Raw genomic sequence first — 16,047 nt, 5'->3', positions numbered from 1 at the left:
TTGCTCGAGCACGGATGTTCATTCTCACAAGAAACTGGGCGCGCCTGAACGCGCCCAGTTTCGTCAAGTCGCGACGTGAGATATCTCTTTGTCCGGCGAGTATATGTCCAAGATATTCCAATGTCCGGTCGTTGGTGTTGGGTTGTTGATCATTGGCACATCGAGCACGGTTGGCTTGCCACTGGCGATTGCCGCTTCCAGTGCCGGCAACAGTTCGTCGGCAGCGCTGAGCCTGTGCCCTTCCGCGCCGTAGGCTCGCGCTATGTCGGCATAGCCCGGTCCGTTTGCGGGTGCGGCGGCTGATCCGGGGAACGTGGTTCCATAGGTCAGACCGTAATGCGCCTTTTGCAGACCTGCTATGGTTCCGAAGGCATTGTTGTTCATGACCAGCCAGATAACGCCCAGATCGAGTTCGACGGCCGTTGCCAGCATCGACGGGTTTTGGCCGAAACCACCATCGCCAACAAGGCTGATCACCACACGATCAGGTGCCGCCAGTTTCGCGCCGATCGCACCCGGAGGACCGAAACCCATCGTCGCGAACCCACCCGGGGTCAGGATTGAACCCGGCGTCAAAATGTCAAACTGTTGCCCGACACCGTTCTTGTTCCACCCAACGTCAGTGGTGATGATGGCATCCTCGGGCAGTGCCTTGCGGGTATCTGCCAGAATACGCTCGGGCATCATCGGAAAGGCTGCTGACGTCGCCATTTCCACGTTGTGCGCTTTGAAATCCGTTCGGAAGTCGGCGATCTTCTGTTCCAGAGCGGGGCGTTTGAAACCGTCCGGATACATCTCGCGGGCGACCCGGTTGAGGACGCGCAAAGCGGCCTTGGCGTCAGCAACGACGCCGATCTCGGTGGGATAGTTCCGACCGATTTCCTGCGGTTCGATGTCGATATGAATGACCTTCGAGCCGGGAATGTTGAACGTGTAGCCAGGGTACCAACTGGAGCAATCAGCCTCTTTGAACCGAGTGCCCACGGCAAAGATGTAGTCCGCATTCAAGCAGGACTGGTTGACCAATTCGGTGCCCCAAAACCCGGTCATTCCCAGCACAAGCGGATGGTCGTCCCGCAAAGCGCCTTTACCCATCAGGGAATGCGCGACTGGCAGGCCCATATGGTCAACAAATTCTCGCAACTCTTCGCTGGCTTTTGCCAGAAGAATACCACCTCCGACATAAGCGACTGGGTTTTCTGCTTTAGCCAACGCTTCGACAATCTCTCCCGCTGTCTCGTCGTCAATCGACGGTTTCTTGAGTGCTCGTGTGTTGTCGCGAATACGGTCGAAACTGTCTGAGGGGATCACCTCTGAAAAGATGTCCATGGGGACATTGACCAGCACAGGCCCGGGTTGGCCACTTTCGGCCAGATGGAACGCCTTCTCCAAGATTTCGGCCATTAAATCCGCGCGGTCTACCCGCCAGGCGCGTTTGACAAAGGGGCGATAAATCTCCCATTGGGCAGCGTCCGCGTGCAGGTTCACCTCCTGATGCGGGTGTTTACCATAGTAATGCGTAGGAATATCGCCCGCGATCACGACCATAGGGATACAGTCCAAGGCCGCGTTGGCGACCCCGGTGGCACAATTGGTCAGCCCCGGGGAGAGATGGGACAGTACCACCGAGGCCTTGCCCGTCACACGGGCATAAGCGTCCGCCGCGTGGCTAGCGATCTGCTCATGCCGCACGGTGACGAATTCGATGGGGTTTTCCGCCAACGCGGCCAGAACCGCTATATTCGTGTGGCCGCATAGACCGAACACATGTTTGACCTCACGACGCTCAAGGAAATCGACGATGTGCTCAGCAACGGTTTTGCCTTCCAATTTAGCTCCGTCCATCACGCGACCTCCTGTCCGTAGAACTCACCGAACAGGTCCGGCTCCGAGGGGCGATCCTCGGGGATCGGACGGCTGACCCAGGTGTAGTTCATCATGTGTTTCATGGTGACGTTTTCATTGGTGATGTTGCCGCCCCAGATGCCGCAACCAAGGCTGCTGGTCATAGGCATGCCATTGGTCCAGGCACCCGCATTGGCCTTGGACTGAGGCTGTCGCACCATCATACGGCTGACCGGAGCAAGGCGAGCGAGCCGATCGATGTGATCGTCATTATGGCTATAAATCCCGCAGGAATGGCCCTTACCTCCGGTATTGTAAATCCGGCTGACCGTTTCCAACGCGTCATCGAACGTGTCGAAGTGATAAAGCGCCATCAGCGTGGTCAGTTTTTCCTTCGAGAACTTGTGCTGCGGCCCGATTTGCCCCTGATTTTCAACCATCAGAAACTTGCGATCTTCGGGGATGCTAAAACCGGAGACCTTGGCCGTTTGCTGCGGCGGACAGGCGATGGTCGGGAACGTACGGTTTCCCTTCTCGTCCCACATGGCCGCTTCTAGCATGGCCTTCTCTTCATCCGAACACAGGTAGCCACCCTCAGCTTGAAGCGCCTGGACCATATCGTCGTAAACTGAGCGCTGGATGATGATGTTGCCGTCGGCCGAGCAGCCCGACCCAAAGTCGGAGGTCTTTGAAATGCGAGTGTTCTGCGCAGCGATGTCCAGATCGGCGGTTTCATCGATGACGATGGACGAATTGCCCGCGCCGACGCCATAGGCCGGGCGCCCAGAACTGTAGGCCGCTTTGACCATCGGCTTGCCACCCGTTGCCAGAGTCAGGTCACAAATCTCCATGAGGTGCTGTGTTAACGGGATCGATGGTTTGCGGATCGACTGGAATAGGTCTTCGGGGGCACCGGCGGCACGGCAGGCTGCGCGCATGACCTCGACCATCTCAAAGGTGGTATGGGCGGTTCGCGGGTGCGGGCTGAAGATGACCGCATTCCGAGCGTTCGCGGCGGACACGCCGGTCACCGGTGGCGTCATCGCAGGGTTGGTCATGGGAATCAAGGATGCGATCACACCAGCAGGTTTGGCGTATTTCGAGAGCCCCTTTTCTTCATCGACTTCGACAATTCCCGTCGAGGGCGTGCGCAGAACATCACGCAGCACCATGTGAATCTTAAATCGCTTCGCAGGGCGCCCTTCGCGATCTCCGATACCGCTTTCGTCCACGCCTTGCTGGGCCAGACGCGTGAAGGTCTTCTCGTTCCCAGCATACCACGCAATTGCCTGAGACAGGCGGTCCAGCCTGTCCTGATCCCAATCCTCGATCTCGGCCATAGCAGCGCGGGCGCGTGCCAGCATATCGGCCGCCATGTTGCGGTCGTTTTCAGTGAGCTCTTTGCCCATGATGATCCTCTTGGTGTTTTAGAATTGCAGCATTGGGCACCCGACGCTGTGACCGCGCCTCGCCGAATGTTCGCTTGGCGTGGCTGAGACAGCGACGCGCGTGTTCTTCATATCCCAACTCAGCAACGCGGCTTTGGTTGGGTAATTCAATGGAGTAGTCGACGGGCGGCATCCGTTCGATGATGCCGGTGAAGTCAATCCAGCCTTCGCCGGGATAGAGCCGCGCATCGCGGGCCAACTGGATCATGCCCTCACGCGTATCGGCGATGCCAGGCAGGCAATCAGAGATATGCAGGAAATGAAACAGATCCGAGGGGACGTGTAGCAACTCTCCCAAATCCACGCGGCTGAGGTGCAGGTAAAGCGTATCGACCAGAATACCGCCGTTGGGCTGATCGGAGGCACGCACGATATCAAGCGCCTCATCCAGAGTGCGCAAGCGGGAGAAGCTTGGAAACTCAAGGTCCACTGTTAGCCCATACGGAGCCGCCAGTTCGCAGGTCTCGGAATAGACGTCGATCAGGAAGTCACGATCATCGCGGGTGTTGGTCCACGCGCTCATGATCATACGCTTGGCGCCCAGTTCCCCGCCGATCTCCAGCGACGGCTCGAAACTGCGCGGATCAACATCTTCGGTAATGCGCGCAAGCTCGACATCGAGGACTTTCAGACCGGTTGTTGAAAGCGCAGTTTTGGTAGCCTGCACCTGAGCCTTGTCGATCGGGGACTGGGTGAACTCTCCAGGCACATGCATCGGAATGAACCGGGGGCTGACGGCATCGTAACCGGCCCGTGCGGCGATATAGACCAGCTCGGGCGGCGTACAGCCAATCAGCGTCAGATGCGCCAAGGAATAGAGAGAGGGGCGTGTGCCAGCCTCTTCGGGTTTCGCCATGAATGACAGCTCCGGGTGTCTGCGAATCTTATTTTCATCACACGTAGTAAAAAATATCTGATATTTTATAAAATATCAACTTTTAATGCTGAGCAGAAAATAGAAACGCCCGAGCAATAGCCCGGGCGTGTTTAACCTTTGTGCTGGCAGAGCATTAGATGGTGACCCAGTCACCTCCGGACTGGTGAGAGCGCACAGAGGCATCAATGAATCGGACACCGTCTGCGCCTTGTTCGACACTGGGGTAAGCAAGCCAATCGGCCGGAACGGTAACGCCATCCCGACGCGCGGCTACGGCCATGGCAAATTCCGTGTAAAGGTTGGCCCAAGCTTCGATAATCCCTTCGGGGAAGCCGCGCGCGGTACGGATCAGACGTTCTGCGCCGGGGCCGATGCCATGCCCGTGACCTCGGCTTATGATATTATCCGGTTCACCAAACCGATTGAACTTCAGCTGCTCCGAATTCTCTAAATCCCACTCGAGGCCGCCTTCGCTCCCAAATATCCGCAACCTCAACCCACCCCGATTTCCCGGGGCAAGGCGTGTTGCCATCAAGGTTCCCGGAATTTCATTTTGGTAGCGGGTGAACATGAACACCGTGTCTTCCAAAGGCTTTGGCGCGCCGCAGACATGAAACTCAGCCCGTAGGTCGGTCAAGGGCAGGCCCGAGACAAAACTGGCGAGATGCGCGGCATGGGTGCCGATATCGCCGACACAGCTGGTCGGACCAGAAATCTTTGGGTCCAGCCGCCATTTGACGTGGGGCGCATCAGCCACATCATCGGGCGTCATCCAGTCTTGCATGAACTCGACGTGGATTTGGTTGATTTTACCGATGCCGCCTTCCGCCACGATTTGTTTGGCCTGACGGATTACTGGAAAACATGACATCGCATAGCCGACAGCAAAGATGTGTCCCGTGCGCGCGGTAATGTCCTCAAGCCCCTCGGCCTCGTCGACTTCGTTGGTCAGGGGCTTGTCGCAGAGCACGTCAATTCCTGCCTCCAGAAACGCTTTGGCCGCTTCGAAATGAACGTGGTTCGGGGTCGTAATCATGACGGCATCCACACCATCCAGGCGCGCCGCCTCGGCCTTTGCCATCTCGTCGAATGACGCATAGCACCGGTCGGCCGGCAGAAACCACTCGGCCCCACGCGCCTTGCTGCGCGCAGCGTCAGAACTGAGCGCGCCTGCGGTGACCTCCCAACGGTCGGTCATCCGCGCAGCCGTTGCTTGCGTGACAGAGATACGTCCGCCGCCAACAACGCCCAGTCGCAAACGGCGAGACAACCGGGGGAAAGGTCCGTCAAAGTTCAGGTCTTCGGGTAAAAGTCTCTCAGCCATTCTGAATCTCCATGTCCGGGACCCGCGCGCCTTCCGGAAGCATTTCCACCGCCATGAAAATGCTGGGGGTAATTGTCTCGTATTGATGCCAGGGATAGTTGCCTTCGGCGTCATACATCGGCTTGTGCGTCGTGCCCGGAGCCATGAATTCTTCAAGGTAAAGGGTTTCAACGTCCCGTTCGCGGCATTGCTGCATTTTGCCAAAGCCAACGATTTGCGTATGCACTTCGCGAAACCCCGGTACCGGGCAGAACGGATGATCCTTATGCAACCCGACATTCAATGGGACCGAACCGGAATGGTACATAGTCAGTCCAACGTTACCCACAAAGACCTTCGGCGACATGTAGTGGCTGACACCAAGCAGACGCTCCTCTTGGCGAACTTCAAAAGCAGATGGCCATGTATCTTTCACCCATGCGAACAACTCGTTGTCATCCGCATGGGCGTCGAAATCGTGGACAATGACTGCACGTTCCACGCCGCTAAGCGTGCTGTCTTGCACGATCACAGAGGAAAGCGGTCCAATGGTCTGATCCTCGACAGAGAGATTTCGCCCCCCAAGGTTAAGGACGATGGCGCGACCCTCGATAGAAATTCTGCGCTCGTCAGTTATGTGCTGGACGCGAAAGAATGGCTGAACAAAGTCGAGTGTCTCAATCGGCATGAACCAATTCCTTCCTTTCATCGTTAAGGAAATCGACCGGCAAAAGCTCCGGAGCCGCGCAACGGCTTTCTATCGTCTGATAGGCGCCAAATTTCGGTGCCCGTTCGATCGCGTCCATGACCTCGAAAACGTGGTAGGCAAGCGCTCCACTTGCACGGGGTTGGCGTCCTTCTTGCGCCGCCAGGGCCAGATCCAAAAGGCCGAGCCCACGGCTGTCTTCATTGAACCCGTGTTTGTTTTCGACCACCTGCCAGTCTTCGCGACCGGTTGGACGAGGCTGATGAGACCAGCGCGAGGTCTCCCGCGTTTTCAGCCAGACATCCCCTTGAAAGATATTGGCACCATGAACCGGGTCAGGATCAGGAATGCTGATGGTGCCGTTTTCACCGTATATCTCGAACCGCGGAGTTTCGCTGTCCCAGACGTCGAAGCTCATGGTCATCGACCCTATAGCTCCGGATGAGAACTGAAGTAGGCTTAGGGAGTGCGTGTCGACTTCGACATCTATCCATTCGCCGTTGCGAGGGCCGTTTTCGATCATCCTATTGTCGAACGTGCGCCGAGCCATTCCGGCAACCCGGTCAACGGGACCAAGGCAGCAGATCATGGCGGTCAGGTAGTACGGCCCAAGGTCCAGCAATGGCCCACCACCCGCCTTATAGTAGAAATCCGGGTTGGGATGGTGGCGTTCTGTCCCGTGGGTACCGACATGGGCAAAAACCCCTGTCGGTTTGCCAATGGCACCCTCGTCGATCAAGCGCCGAACGGTCTGCCAGCGACCGCCCAGAAACGTGTCGGGTGCGCAACCGACCAGTAACCCCTTTTCAGAGGCCATGTGCAGGATCGCCTTACCATCCGTTCGATTCATAACCAGCGGCTTTTCGGAATAGACGTGCTTGCCCGCCTCCAACGCGCGCAGGCTGATTTCGGCATGCGCCGCCGGAATTGTCAGATTCAGAACGCAGTCAATCGTCGGATCGTCAAACACTTCATCTGGCGTGCAGGCCTTGGCGACACCGTATTGATCCGCTTTGGCGCGGCTTTCCGAAGGATCAAGGCATGTACAAGCCACGACCTCGACGCTCGAAAAATTGGATAGTGTCTTTAGATAAATATCGCTGATACGACCACAGCCAATAAGGCCGACCCGGAAGGATTTCGATGTCTCACGTGTCATCATTCCTGTCTTCGTAGAGGGGTAAGTAATTCGGGGGCATCGGCCCTTTGTTCCGACCGCCCTGCCCCATTTGCTCCCAAGCGTGGGCGAGTATTCCGACCGAGCGGGACAGGCAGAACAGCCCTCGTGACAAGGGCGCAGGAAAGCCAAGTTCGCAGAAGATCACAGCTGTCGCGCCGTCGATATTCATGGCAATTGGCCGACCGCCGCGTTGACGACCGAGTTCGGCTTGAACCTCTTCTCCGATATCGGCAAACCGGCCAGATACTGCGCCTACTGCCGCCGCATCACGAACAAGTTTCATCAATCGTGGTGCGCGTGGGTCGACAGGCTTGTGAAACCTGTGACCAAAGCCCGATACGATCTTGCCGTAGGTCTCGCGCCAACTGTCCAAGCCATCCCGAACAGCGTCATTCAGCGAAGCTCCCGCATCCATGCGGACTGCGATATCATAGTACAGCTCTGCACACTGCTCTCCTGCCCCGCCGTGCACGTCGCCCAGCAAGTTCACCGCAGTCGCCATCGCATTATTGAGACCTACCCCGCAGGTGGCGGCCATACGCGCAGCCGCGATTGAGGGAGCCTGTGGGCCGTGATCCACGCCTGCGACCAAAGCAGCTTCGAACAAGCGCGCTTGTGCGTCGCTGGGCAGATCACCCCGCACCATCAGCCAGATCATCTGCGGGAAAGATACGTTCCCGATCAGGTCCTCTATGGCGTTGCCACGAAAAGCGATCTGACCGGGCTTCATGTCGATGATGGAGGTACGCCACCATTGGCGGATAGCTTGCTCGTCGTTTGTCATACCGTTGCACCTCTAAACTCGCGCATGCGCTGCTGACGAAGTGAATCGAAAACGTTTTGAAGACGACTGATTGAGGCGGTGCAGCCGGTGAAGATTTCAAAAGACGCTGCAGCCTGATGAACTGCCATTCCAGCACCATTCATCACTTTTAACCCAGTTGTGCGGGCGCTGCTCAGAAGATGTGTCTCGAGCGGGAAATATACTATATCTGCCACCCAAGCATCCGGCCGCAACAATGATGGATCAATTACCGACCCGGGGTACTTATCCATCCCGAGCGGTGTTGCATTGACCACTCCGTCCACAAATTTGACCCGTTCCAACGAAATCGAGGGGGAACCCTGAAGCTTCGCACAAGGGCGCAAGACCTTTAGTCGACTGACCAGCGCCTGCGCTCGGTGGAAGTCAGGATCGATGATCTCCAGATCTCGAACACCTGAATCAAGCAAAGCCAAAGAGACTGCACTGCCCGCGCCACCAGCACCAAACATGAGAACCGTTTCAGTCTTCGATGATCCCAAAAAATCTCCGAAGGCACTGTGGAAACCTATGTAATCGGTGTTGTGGCCAACCATTCGGTCGTCACAAAAAACCACCGCGTTGACAGCTTGAAGCTCCTCAGCAGTCTTGGAAAGCTCATCGAGATGATCAATGACCGACGCTTTGTAGGGGTGTGTCACGTTGACCGCCGCACAGCCTATTTCAACGGAATAATGCAGTAAATCAGCGACCGACATTCCACGAAATGGCTCTTTTGCCGTGTCGATCCTACCGTAGCTCAGATCGATACCCTGCGCCCGGCCCTCCGCCTCGTGCATCTCTGGCGTCATGGAGCCAGAAATCCCTTGTCCGATTAGTGCGGCCTTCATATTAGGTTGTTCCTTCCGCCACGTGGTGTCGCGTTTGCGCCGCTAATCGAAACGCAGCGTTACGCGCGCCATAGCCGGCGTAACCAGTTCGGCGCTCAACAATTTCAAAGAAAAAGCCGTTAAAGATAGGGCGACTGTAGATCTGAAAGTACTCGGCACCCGCCGCCTGATCGTAGAGTATGTTATCCCTGCGCATTTGGGCGATCAGGTCTTCACTTAACCCGAATGTCGCTTGCAGATCAGCGTAGTAGTTTTCTGGGATGGACAGGCTGGGAAAACCGGACTTCCGCAATTGGGCTGAGGTTTCAAATATGTCGTCCGACTGGAAGGCGATGTGCTGAACACCGGCACCAAAACCGTCTTCCAGGAATGAAGCCGCCAGTGTTCGACGCCCAACTGCACCATTCAGGTTTAAACGCACTTCGCCTTCGGGGCTTTCGATAGCTTGGCTTTGCACAACACCCGACGGGTCGGCAACGTTCACGATCGGGGATTTTGCCATCTCAAAAGTCGAAATGTAATAGAGCAGCCGGCTTTGCATCTCATCGTTACGCATCGTCTGTGCCAGATGGTCGATGCGGCGCAGACCGGCAGGCTGGATCGCTTTGGTCTTGGCGACTGGCTCGAACTCGATGTCCCAAACCCGATGCAGATCGGATTTCTCATCTATGAAATGGACAACATTGCCACCAACACCTCGGATGGCCGGGATGTCCAGTTCCCCAGTCCCTACCGGCTGTGAGAAATTCGGTGCGCCCAACGCGGTCGCTCGCCGAACCGTCTGATCCGCATCTTTGACACGCAACCCCATATCACAAACGGAAGGGCCGTGACTCAGGAAGGCCGAATGGGCAAAACCTTCCTTTTCGGTATTCACAACGATGTTGATCGCGCCTTGCCGCCACAGCTCGACGGACTTGGCGACGTGTTTTCGCTCCATTCGAAAACACATTGCTGACAGCATATCTGCCAGCTGCGCGCCGCTTGTTTCGTCGGCTGTAAATTCGACGAACTCAAAGCCTGACGCATAGACGCGTTCCGGCAGGTCCGGGATGCCGAAATCGGTTCCCGGCTCGGTCCGGGATACCTCATCCAGGAGGTTCACCAGCGACCTGTAGCTGTCTCGGGCCAGTGTTCGGCCACCGGGTTGAGGAGCTGCTTCGTTGACGCGTGCAACCGACCAAGGCCCTTTGTATCCGGCGCGGGCAAGCACGCGCACAAAGCCCGCAAGATTCAGCGACCCAAGCCCCGGCAGACGCCCAAAGTGCCGCTTGAGCCGACGTATATCCATCTCAAGCCAGGGTGCATCGGACAGTTGCACATGGAACAGCCGCTCTCCGGGAATGTCCCGAAGGCGGGCTGGTTTGGACCCGTCGGCAAGCGAGAAGAAAGAATTCAAAGCCAACCCCAGATGAGGGCTGTCGACAGCTTCAACGACGCCTAACGCCTGTTCATCCGAGTGAATAAGATCTGACCACGGCAAGCCCATATAGGCCAGACGCAATCCCATCTCTTTCGCGATCTGGGCCGCTTCGCCAAGATCTGCGACTACCTGTTCTTCGGTCGCAGCGGCATCGACCTCGAAGGCAGACCCGATAAGCAGTAATTCCGTTCCCAAATCGCTCATCAGGTCGAGTTTACGCTTCAGCCGATCAAAGGCGCGCTCCCGTCCGGCGTCGGCCTGGCCTTCAAGGTTATGGAAGGGTTGTAGCAGGCAAATCTTCAGGCCGAGATCTGATGCAATGTTCCGAATTTGCGATGGCGGCCCGTCAAAAGCGGTCAAATCCGGTTCGTGTAATTCGACACCTCCGAATCCCGCGTCAGCGATAGCACTCAGTTTTTCGGCCAGATCACCGGGGATCGACGTTGTCGAAACCGAGAGGCACATTATCCCTGATATCCAAACATACGCGGCAACCACAGGACCAGATCCGGCATCAGCATCATTATCACCAGGGCGAAGATGAGAACCGCGAGGAAGGCCCAGATTTCGGAGATGATTTCGCGCAGCGGAATGTCCGTCACGGCGTTGATCACAAAGAGTAGAATGCCATAAGGCGGAGTGATCAGGCCGATCATCGAGTTCACGACGACCAGCACTCCGAAATGCACCAGATCAATCCCAAGCGCTTCGCAGGTTGGAATGAACAGGGGCACAATCACGAGGATGATCGTTGTTGCGTCTAACACGCATCCCAACGCAAGGATCAGCAGGTTAACCAGGATCAGGAACACAATCGGGCTTACATCAGAACCCTCCAGCAGCGCCGAGATCGACTGAGGGATTTGCTCCTGAATGACGATGAAGTTCAGAATGAACGCGCCACCAATGACCACCCCGACCGCCGCGGAAGAGCGCGCGCTGTCGACGAACACTTGATAAAGGCCACGGAAGGTCAGTGCGCGGTAGAACAACGCTGCAAGTAGCAGGGCGTAGAACGCAGCCACGGCTGCAGCCTCGGTCGGAGTGGTGACGCCGCCATATATGCCGTACAGCAAGATGGCGGGCATCAGCAGTGCCGGAAACGCGTTGGCGGTTTTAGCCGGCAATTCGCGCAGTGGAACAGGTTCTTCCAATGCAAAGTTCCGCTTTCCGGCCAGATAGTAGTTCATCGCCATGAGGACGACGCCCATGATCAGGCCCGGCAGAATACCGGCCAGGAACAGCGACCCGATAGAGGCCTTGGAAACGAGCGCGTACAAAACCATCGGGATCGACGGCGGAATGATCGGGCCAATCGTCGCCGACGCCGCAGTGATCGCGGCGGCATAGCCTCGGCTGTAGCGACCATCCTTGGTCATCATCTCAATGATGATCTTACCGATCCCTGCCGCGTCAGCGACAGCGGAGCCAGACATGCCGGAGAAAATCAACGACGCCACTACGTTTACGTGCCCGAGGCCGCCCTTGAAACGACCGACAGCAGCGACGCAGAAGTTCAACAGGCGGTCCGTGATCGATCCGGCGTTCATGATATTCGCAGCGACGATGAACAAAGGCACGGCAAGCAGGATCGTGCTTTTGTAGAAGCCTTGCAGGATCTTCTCGCCCGCGAGGGCGACGTCCAGTCCGGCCGTGCCCAGGTACACTAATGAGGCCAAGAGGATGGAATAGCCGATAGGTGTCCCGATGCCTGCCAGAAGAAAGAGAGCGAGCAGGCAGGAAAGAAGTTCAAAACTCATTTGTCAGCGTCCTCGTCGTCTTCCACATCGACACGGGGATGGTCGTCGACCACGTTGTACCCAACGACCATTTCAAGTTCGGTTTTTGGCGGCCCGTTGCGCATGATGTCAAAGAACAGCCACCCGTAGCGCGCCGCCACAACAAGCATGAACACGACATAAATCGAGAACACGGTCCGCAGCGGTATCTTCTCACCCGAGAACGGATTGCGGACAGTCGATGTCTTGCGGATTTTCATCCAGTCGATGTAGTCCCACGTCGGCAGGAAACTGTAGAGCATCCCGACCACGATCGCTGCGGCTGCCAGCATCGCAAAGATCTGGCGCACCCGCATCGGCACCGAAAGATAGATAATGTCGAACTTCACGTGATCACGTTCACGCACTATGAAAGCGCAACTGAAGAAGATCACCCAGACCCACAGAATGCCGATAAGTTCAAGCGTCCATCCGGCGGGGGTAAAGAAGTAGCGCAAGAGTATTTGCAATAGAAAGATCAAGAAGATTGCCGCCAGCATCCCGCCGGCAATCGCTTCGGTCAGTCGGGAGAACCCCTTCATAAAGGCTTTCATTATGGTTCTCCCTCCCTTGTCTTACTGGGCTCAGTTGCCCAGAGCGTTGATCTGATCCAGAACGCCCTCAGGCCACGAGCCAGCGAACTCGCTGTCCAGATACATAGACTGTACCTGATCGCGGAACGCCGCGAGATCGGGTTCGTAGATCGCCATGCCTTGCTCTTTCAGGAAGCTGACAAGATCCTCTTCTTTTTGCAGCTGCTTCTGGCGACCCGATTCAGCGGCTGCGTCAGCAGCCTCCTGCACCTTGGCCTGCTGTTCGGGGGTCAGCCCATCCCAAACCTGTTTGCCAATGGCGATATAGTTCAAATCAACCAAGTGCGATGTCAGTACGATCTGATTGGTCACTTCGTAGAATTTGGCATCAACCACGGTCGGCAGCGGATTGTCCTGACCGTCAACGGCACCGGTCGACAATGCCGTATAGACTTCAGAGAATGCCATTGGTGTCGGGGCAGCACCCAGTGCCTTGCCAAGGAACTGCCACGCATCGGTGCCCGGCATCCGCAGGTTTACACCTTCCAGATCGGCGGGCGTCGCAATTGTCAGCTCATCCTTTGGCTGGCGCAGGTTCACCTGACGTCGGCCGAGATACATGACTGACAGGAGTTTGACGCCCAGTTCCTCTTCGGCCTTTTGCTTGAAGGCATCCATCAAGGGGTCGTTGAAAACGGCCACCTGATGCGCCGCGTCCTGATGCACGTAGCCTGCGGTAAAGATCGAAAACTCGGGGAAGAACTGTGCCAGTTCCTGCGCCGAAGTGATCGACATTTCCAAGTTGCCTCGGCTGAGGGCGTCCAACTCGGTGCCCTGAGCGAAGATGGTACCGTTATAGCTGGGTTCATAGCTTGCGAAATCGGCGACCATGGGCGCGAAAACCTCGGCCATTGCGACCGAACGCTGATCGGTCTCCGATCCTGATGTTGCGAGGCGTAGTTGTACTTTGTCTTCTGCCAGCGCACCACTTGTTGCGCTAAACAGAACACCGGTTACGACCAGGGCTGATACAGCAGCCCGGCGGGTAAGTTTGGTAATCACTTTGCTCCTCCCTGAGACATCATGATGCTTCTTTTTTGCGATTCAGAGTTTTGACCTATTTTGGACATTTTGCAAGATGTTTTACAAAATATCAGATATTTTTCATTACCTGCAATCTCTGTTGCTGCGTTTCCTGAAGGTTTCTTATCCTGACAGTCTCGCCAGTTCTGCAAGAATTCTGAATAGCTTCAATAACTTGAAGCGTTCTGAACCCTTCCCATCCAGACACAATCGGCACTGCTTCGTGCCGAGCTACTTCAACAAAGTGCCTGAGCTGATTGACCAGAGGGTCAGACGCACCCTTCTTCAGCGCGGTCGATGAAATAGGTGTCCACCAGTCCCTTTGCTCACTCTGGTAACTCCACAATCGAAGATCGGGAACAGACAACGAACCATGAGAGCCACCTATCATGTAGCTACTCTCAGTGATTGAAGGATAGATTGGATATTCTTGAGACGTCATCTCCCAGCTCCATGGAGCAACGATGCTGTCGGACACACTTATGGTCCCTATCGCTCCGCTTTCGAACGTCAATAGAGCACCGGCAACATCTTCGTTGTCGTAACCCCGCTGCGATGCAGCCGACTGAGCCTGTACGGTCATGACTTCTCCGGCCAGGTGCCGCAGCAGATCCACATCGTGGACAAGATTTACCGAGATGGGCCCTGCACCGGGTTTCTTTCTCCAAGGCGCAGCATCAAAATACTCGTCTGGTTTATAGAACCAGCAATTCGCATGGACAGCGCGCACATCTCCAATCTTCCCATCGGCAATGGCTTCCTTAGCCGACCGGATCAGAGGATTGTGTCGACGATGATGTCCGACCATCAGTGGCACATTGGCCTTCTCCGCTGCTTGAACAAGCTCAAGTGCAGCGGTGGCTTCTACGGCGATCGGTTTTTCGACAAGTACGGGACACCCATTTCGAACACACTTGAGGCCTTGTTCGACATGAAGTGTGGTCGGGGTCGCAAGAACAGCTCCGTCCGGAGTTTGATTTGCAAACATTTCCTCGAGGGTCGCGTAACATGCGACCCCGTGCTCAACGGCGTAGGCACGACCTTCATCGCTGGGGTCCACCACCGCGACGAGATCAACATGGCGCAACGCTCGGATAGCGTCTGCGTGGCGGCGTCCAACAAGGCCAATGCCGACAATGGCAATGCGAAAGTTCTTAGACACTTTGCTTCCTTCCGGAGGGTCCGGAAAATCCCGAAACCGATGATTGCGATCGGGCTGCTTTGCCCTACTTGGCCACGACCGTATTGGGGTTTTCGCGATTCCGCAATAATGTATGATATTTTTATTTTTACCATACATCAGTTTGGATTGCTGATGTCTCTGAAAAATGCTAATTAAACGAGGAAACTGATAATATCGGGTGAAACGCATGGCGAAACAGCCGTCTACGATAGGTGCAAGCACCTATCAGCGCATCAAGCGGGATATCATCTTCGGGGAGTTGCAGCCCGGCTCCAAACTGAAGCTGGACGCCTTGAAGGAACGCTACTCGGCAAGCCTTTCGACACTTCGTGAAACGCTGAACAGGCTCGCCAGCGACGGATTTGTCGAAGCTCCTGAGCAACGGGGGTTCCTGGTTACACCGGTCTCCCGTGAAGACCTGATCGAGATATCAGAGCTGCGTGTCCTGTTGGAATGCCACGCGTTGGAGTTATCCATCGAGAATGGTGACACGGATTGGGAGGGGAACCTCGTCGCCGCGCATCATAAGCTGCATTTGATGGAGCAGCGGCTTCTCAAAGGAGATGACTCTGAGAAAGAAACCTGGAAGAGGTACGACTCGGAGTTTCATCAAGCAATGATAGCGGCCTGCAACTCCAAGAATCTTCTATCCCTTCACTCAATCATCTATGACAAATATCTTCGCTACCAGATGCTCGTACTGACCTATCGCGGTGAGGTAGCAGCCAAAGAACACAAACACATGTTCGATGCCGCATTGGCCAGAGACGCGAATATGGCCAAGAAACTGTTGGAAGATCACATCCGAAACGGCCTCACCCACACGTTGGAGGCTATGTAAGGCGGCATGCTGATTGAGTGCTTCGACGTCTTCAGGTCGATTTGGCAGGGAATAACTCATAATTCTACATCTAAATCGAGAAGTTTGTGAACGGCCCAAAGCGGACCTTCACGCGTCGGGCAGTGAAGGTCCGAATTAGCAATATTAAACTCGGTCTGGTGCAAGAAGCCGCCAGTGAGGGGCTGCCTTTTGAG

At 56.0% G+C, this 16,047-nt stretch carries 14 protein-coding genes; 1 reads left to right on the top strand and 13 read right to left on the bottom strand.

Annotation, left to right across the window (positions count from 1 at the left end):
* Window positions 1–63 precede the first annotated feature (63 nt).
* The 13 genes from AC2FJE_RS17220 to AC2FJE_RS17160 all read right to left on the bottom strand — a co-directional run bounded on the left by AC2FJE_RS17220 (window position 64) and on the right by AC2FJE_RS17160 (window position 15,201).
* Window positions 64–1,845, bottom strand: coding sequence for a thiamine pyrophosphate-binding protein (locus AC2FJE_RS17220; protein ID WP_496757458.1), 1,782 nt, complete (start codon window positions 1,843–1,845; stop codon window positions 64–66).
* Entirely contained in the window at window positions 1,845–3,254 is a 1,410-nt protein-coding gene (locus AC2FJE_RS17215) for an aldehyde dehydrogenase family protein (protein ID WP_282118926.1), read from the bottom strand. The genes AC2FJE_RS17220 and AC2FJE_RS17215 overlap by 1 nt, the downstream gene beginning before the upstream one ends.
* Window positions 3,235–4,149: a sugar phosphate isomerase/epimerase family protein gene (locus AC2FJE_RS17210; RefSeq protein WP_282118925.1), complete on the bottom strand. Its 915-nt coding sequence runs from the start codon at window positions 4,147–4,149 to the stop codon at window positions 3,235–3,237. The genes AC2FJE_RS17215 and AC2FJE_RS17210 overlap by 20 nt, the downstream gene beginning before the upstream one ends.
* 154 nt (window positions 4,150–4,303) lie before the next feature.
* Entirely contained in the window at window positions 4,304–5,494 is a 1,191-nt protein-coding gene (locus AC2FJE_RS17205) for a Gfo/Idh/MocA family protein (protein ID WP_496757450.1), read from the bottom strand.
* Window positions 5,487–6,161, bottom strand: a complete 675-nt coding sequence (locus tag AC2FJE_RS17200) for a hypothetical protein (protein ID WP_496761220.1) — start codon at window positions 6,159–6,161, stop codon at window positions 5,487–5,489. Before AC2FJE_RS17200 ends, AC2FJE_RS17205 begins: the two co-directional genes overlap by 8 nt.
* Complete coding sequence (locus AC2FJE_RS17195) at window positions 6,151–7,338, bottom strand: Gfo/Idh/MocA family protein (RefSeq protein WP_282118922.1); 1,188 nt, start codon at window positions 7,336–7,338, stop codon at window positions 6,151–6,153. Before AC2FJE_RS17195 ends, AC2FJE_RS17200 begins: the two co-directional genes overlap by 11 nt.
* Complete coding sequence (locus AC2FJE_RS17190) at window positions 7,328–8,143, bottom strand: citryl-CoA lyase (protein WP_496761218.1); 816 nt, start codon at window positions 8,141–8,143, stop codon at window positions 7,328–7,330. Before AC2FJE_RS17190 ends, AC2FJE_RS17195 begins: the two co-directional genes overlap by 11 nt.
* Window positions 8,140–9,012, bottom strand: a complete 873-nt coding sequence (locus tag AC2FJE_RS17185) for a shikimate dehydrogenase (RefSeq protein ID WP_496757440.1) — start codon at window positions 9,010–9,012, stop codon at window positions 8,140–8,142. The genes AC2FJE_RS17190 and AC2FJE_RS17185 overlap by 4 nt, the downstream gene beginning before the upstream one ends.
* Window position 9,013: 1 nt before the next feature.
* Complete coding sequence (locus AC2FJE_RS17180) at window positions 9,014–10,900, bottom strand: bifunctional sugar phosphate isomerase/epimerase/4-hydroxyphenylpyruvate dioxygenase family protein (protein ID WP_496761217.1); 1,887 nt, start codon at window positions 10,898–10,900, stop codon at window positions 9,014–9,016.
* The gene (locus AC2FJE_RS17175) at window positions 10,900–12,195 is read right to left on the bottom strand and encodes a TRAP transporter large permease (RefSeq protein ID WP_170328647.1); all 1,296 of its coding nucleotides are present in this window, start codon (window positions 12,193–12,195) and stop codon (window positions 10,900–10,902) included. Before AC2FJE_RS17175 ends, AC2FJE_RS17180 begins: the two co-directional genes overlap by 1 nt.
* The gene (locus AC2FJE_RS17170; RefSeq protein ID WP_496757435.1) at window positions 12,192–12,767 is read right to left on the bottom strand and encodes a TRAP transporter small permease; all 576 of its coding nucleotides are present in this window, start codon (window positions 12,765–12,767) and stop codon (window positions 12,192–12,194) included. Before AC2FJE_RS17170 ends, AC2FJE_RS17175 begins: the two co-directional genes overlap by 4 nt.
* Before the next feature lie 30 nt (window positions 12,768–12,797).
* A complete protein-coding gene (locus tag AC2FJE_RS17165; RefSeq protein WP_496761216.1) occupies window positions 12,798–13,808 on the bottom strand; it encodes a sialic acid TRAP transporter substrate-binding protein SiaP in 1,011 nt (336 codons plus the stop codon).
* A 91-nt stretch (window positions 13,809–13,899) separates the two neighbouring features.
* Window positions 13,900–15,201 (bottom strand): Gfo/Idh/MocA family protein, encoded by a 1,302-nt coding sequence (locus tag AC2FJE_RS17160; RefSeq protein WP_496757431.1) that lies wholly within the window; start codon window positions 15,199–15,201, stop codon window positions 13,900–13,902.
* On the opposite strand from AC2FJE_RS17160, the gene AC2FJE_RS17155 reads away from it, so the two are divergent.
* Window positions 15,200–15,853: a GntR family transcriptional regulator gene (locus tag AC2FJE_RS17155; RefSeq protein ID WP_170385853.1), complete on the top strand. Its 654-nt coding sequence runs from the start codon at window positions 15,200–15,202 to the stop codon at window positions 15,851–15,853. The two genes, AC2FJE_RS17160 and AC2FJE_RS17155, sit on opposite strands and share 2 nt — an antisense overlap.
* Window positions 15,854–16,047 lie beyond the last annotated feature (194 nt).

It is taken from the genome of Ruegeria sp. CDSC002, from assembly GCF_059610905.1.
The sequence above is the reverse complement of the archived record's forward strand: the minus strand, read 5'-3'. Positions and strand labels throughout refer to the sequence as shown.

Excerpts from the sequence above, each read along its gene's own strand:
- AC2FJE_RS17175 (WP_170328647.1), bottom strand. The coding sequence starts at position 12,195 with ATGAGTTTTGAACTTCTTTCCTGCCTGCTCGCTCTCTTTCTTCTGGCA.
- AC2FJE_RS17200 (WP_496761220.1), bottom strand. The coding sequence starts at position 6,161 with ATGCCGATTGAGACACTCGACTTTGTTCAGCCATTCTTTCGCGTCCAG.
- AC2FJE_RS17170 (WP_496757435.1), bottom strand. The coding sequence starts at position 12,767 with ATGAAAGCCTTTATGAAGGGGTTCTCCCGACTGACCGAAGCGATTGCC.
- AC2FJE_RS17160 (WP_496757431.1), bottom strand. The coding sequence starts at position 15,201 with ATGCGTTTCACCCGATATTATCAGTTTCCTCGTTTAATTAGCATTTTT.
- AC2FJE_RS17210 (WP_282118925.1), bottom strand. The coding sequence starts at position 4,149 with ATGGCGAAACCCGAAGAGGCTGGCACACGCCCCTCTCTCTATTCCTTG.
- AC2FJE_RS17180 (WP_496761217.1), bottom strand. The coding sequence starts at position 10,900 with ATGTGCCTCTCGGTTTCGACAACGTCGATCCCCGGTGATCTGGCCGAA.
- AC2FJE_RS17155 (WP_170385853.1), top strand. The coding sequence starts at position 15,200 with ATGGCGAAACAGCCGTCTACGATAGGTGCAAGCACCTATCAGCGCATC.
- AC2FJE_RS17185 (WP_496757440.1), bottom strand. The coding sequence starts at position 9,012 with ATGAAGGCCGCACTAATCGGACAAGGGATTTCTGGCTCCATGACGCCA.
- AC2FJE_RS17220 (WP_496757458.1), bottom strand. The coding sequence starts at position 1,845 with ATGGACGGAGCTAAATTGGAAGGCAAAACCGTTGCTGAGCACATCGTC.
- AC2FJE_RS17190 (WP_496761218.1), bottom strand. The coding sequence starts at position 8,143 with ATGACAAACGACGAGCAAGCTATCCGCCAATGGTGGCGTACCTCCATC.
- AC2FJE_RS17205 (WP_496757450.1), bottom strand. The coding sequence starts at position 5,494 with ATGGCTGAGAGACTTTTACCCGAAGACCTGAACTTTGACGGACCTTTC.
- AC2FJE_RS17195 (WP_282118922.1), bottom strand. The coding sequence starts at position 7,338 with ATGACACGTGAGACATCGAAATCCTTCCGGGTCGGCCTTATTGGCTGT.
- AC2FJE_RS17215 (WP_282118926.1), bottom strand. The coding sequence starts at position 3,254 with ATGGGCAAAGAGCTCACTGAAAACGACCGCAACATGGCGGCCGATATG.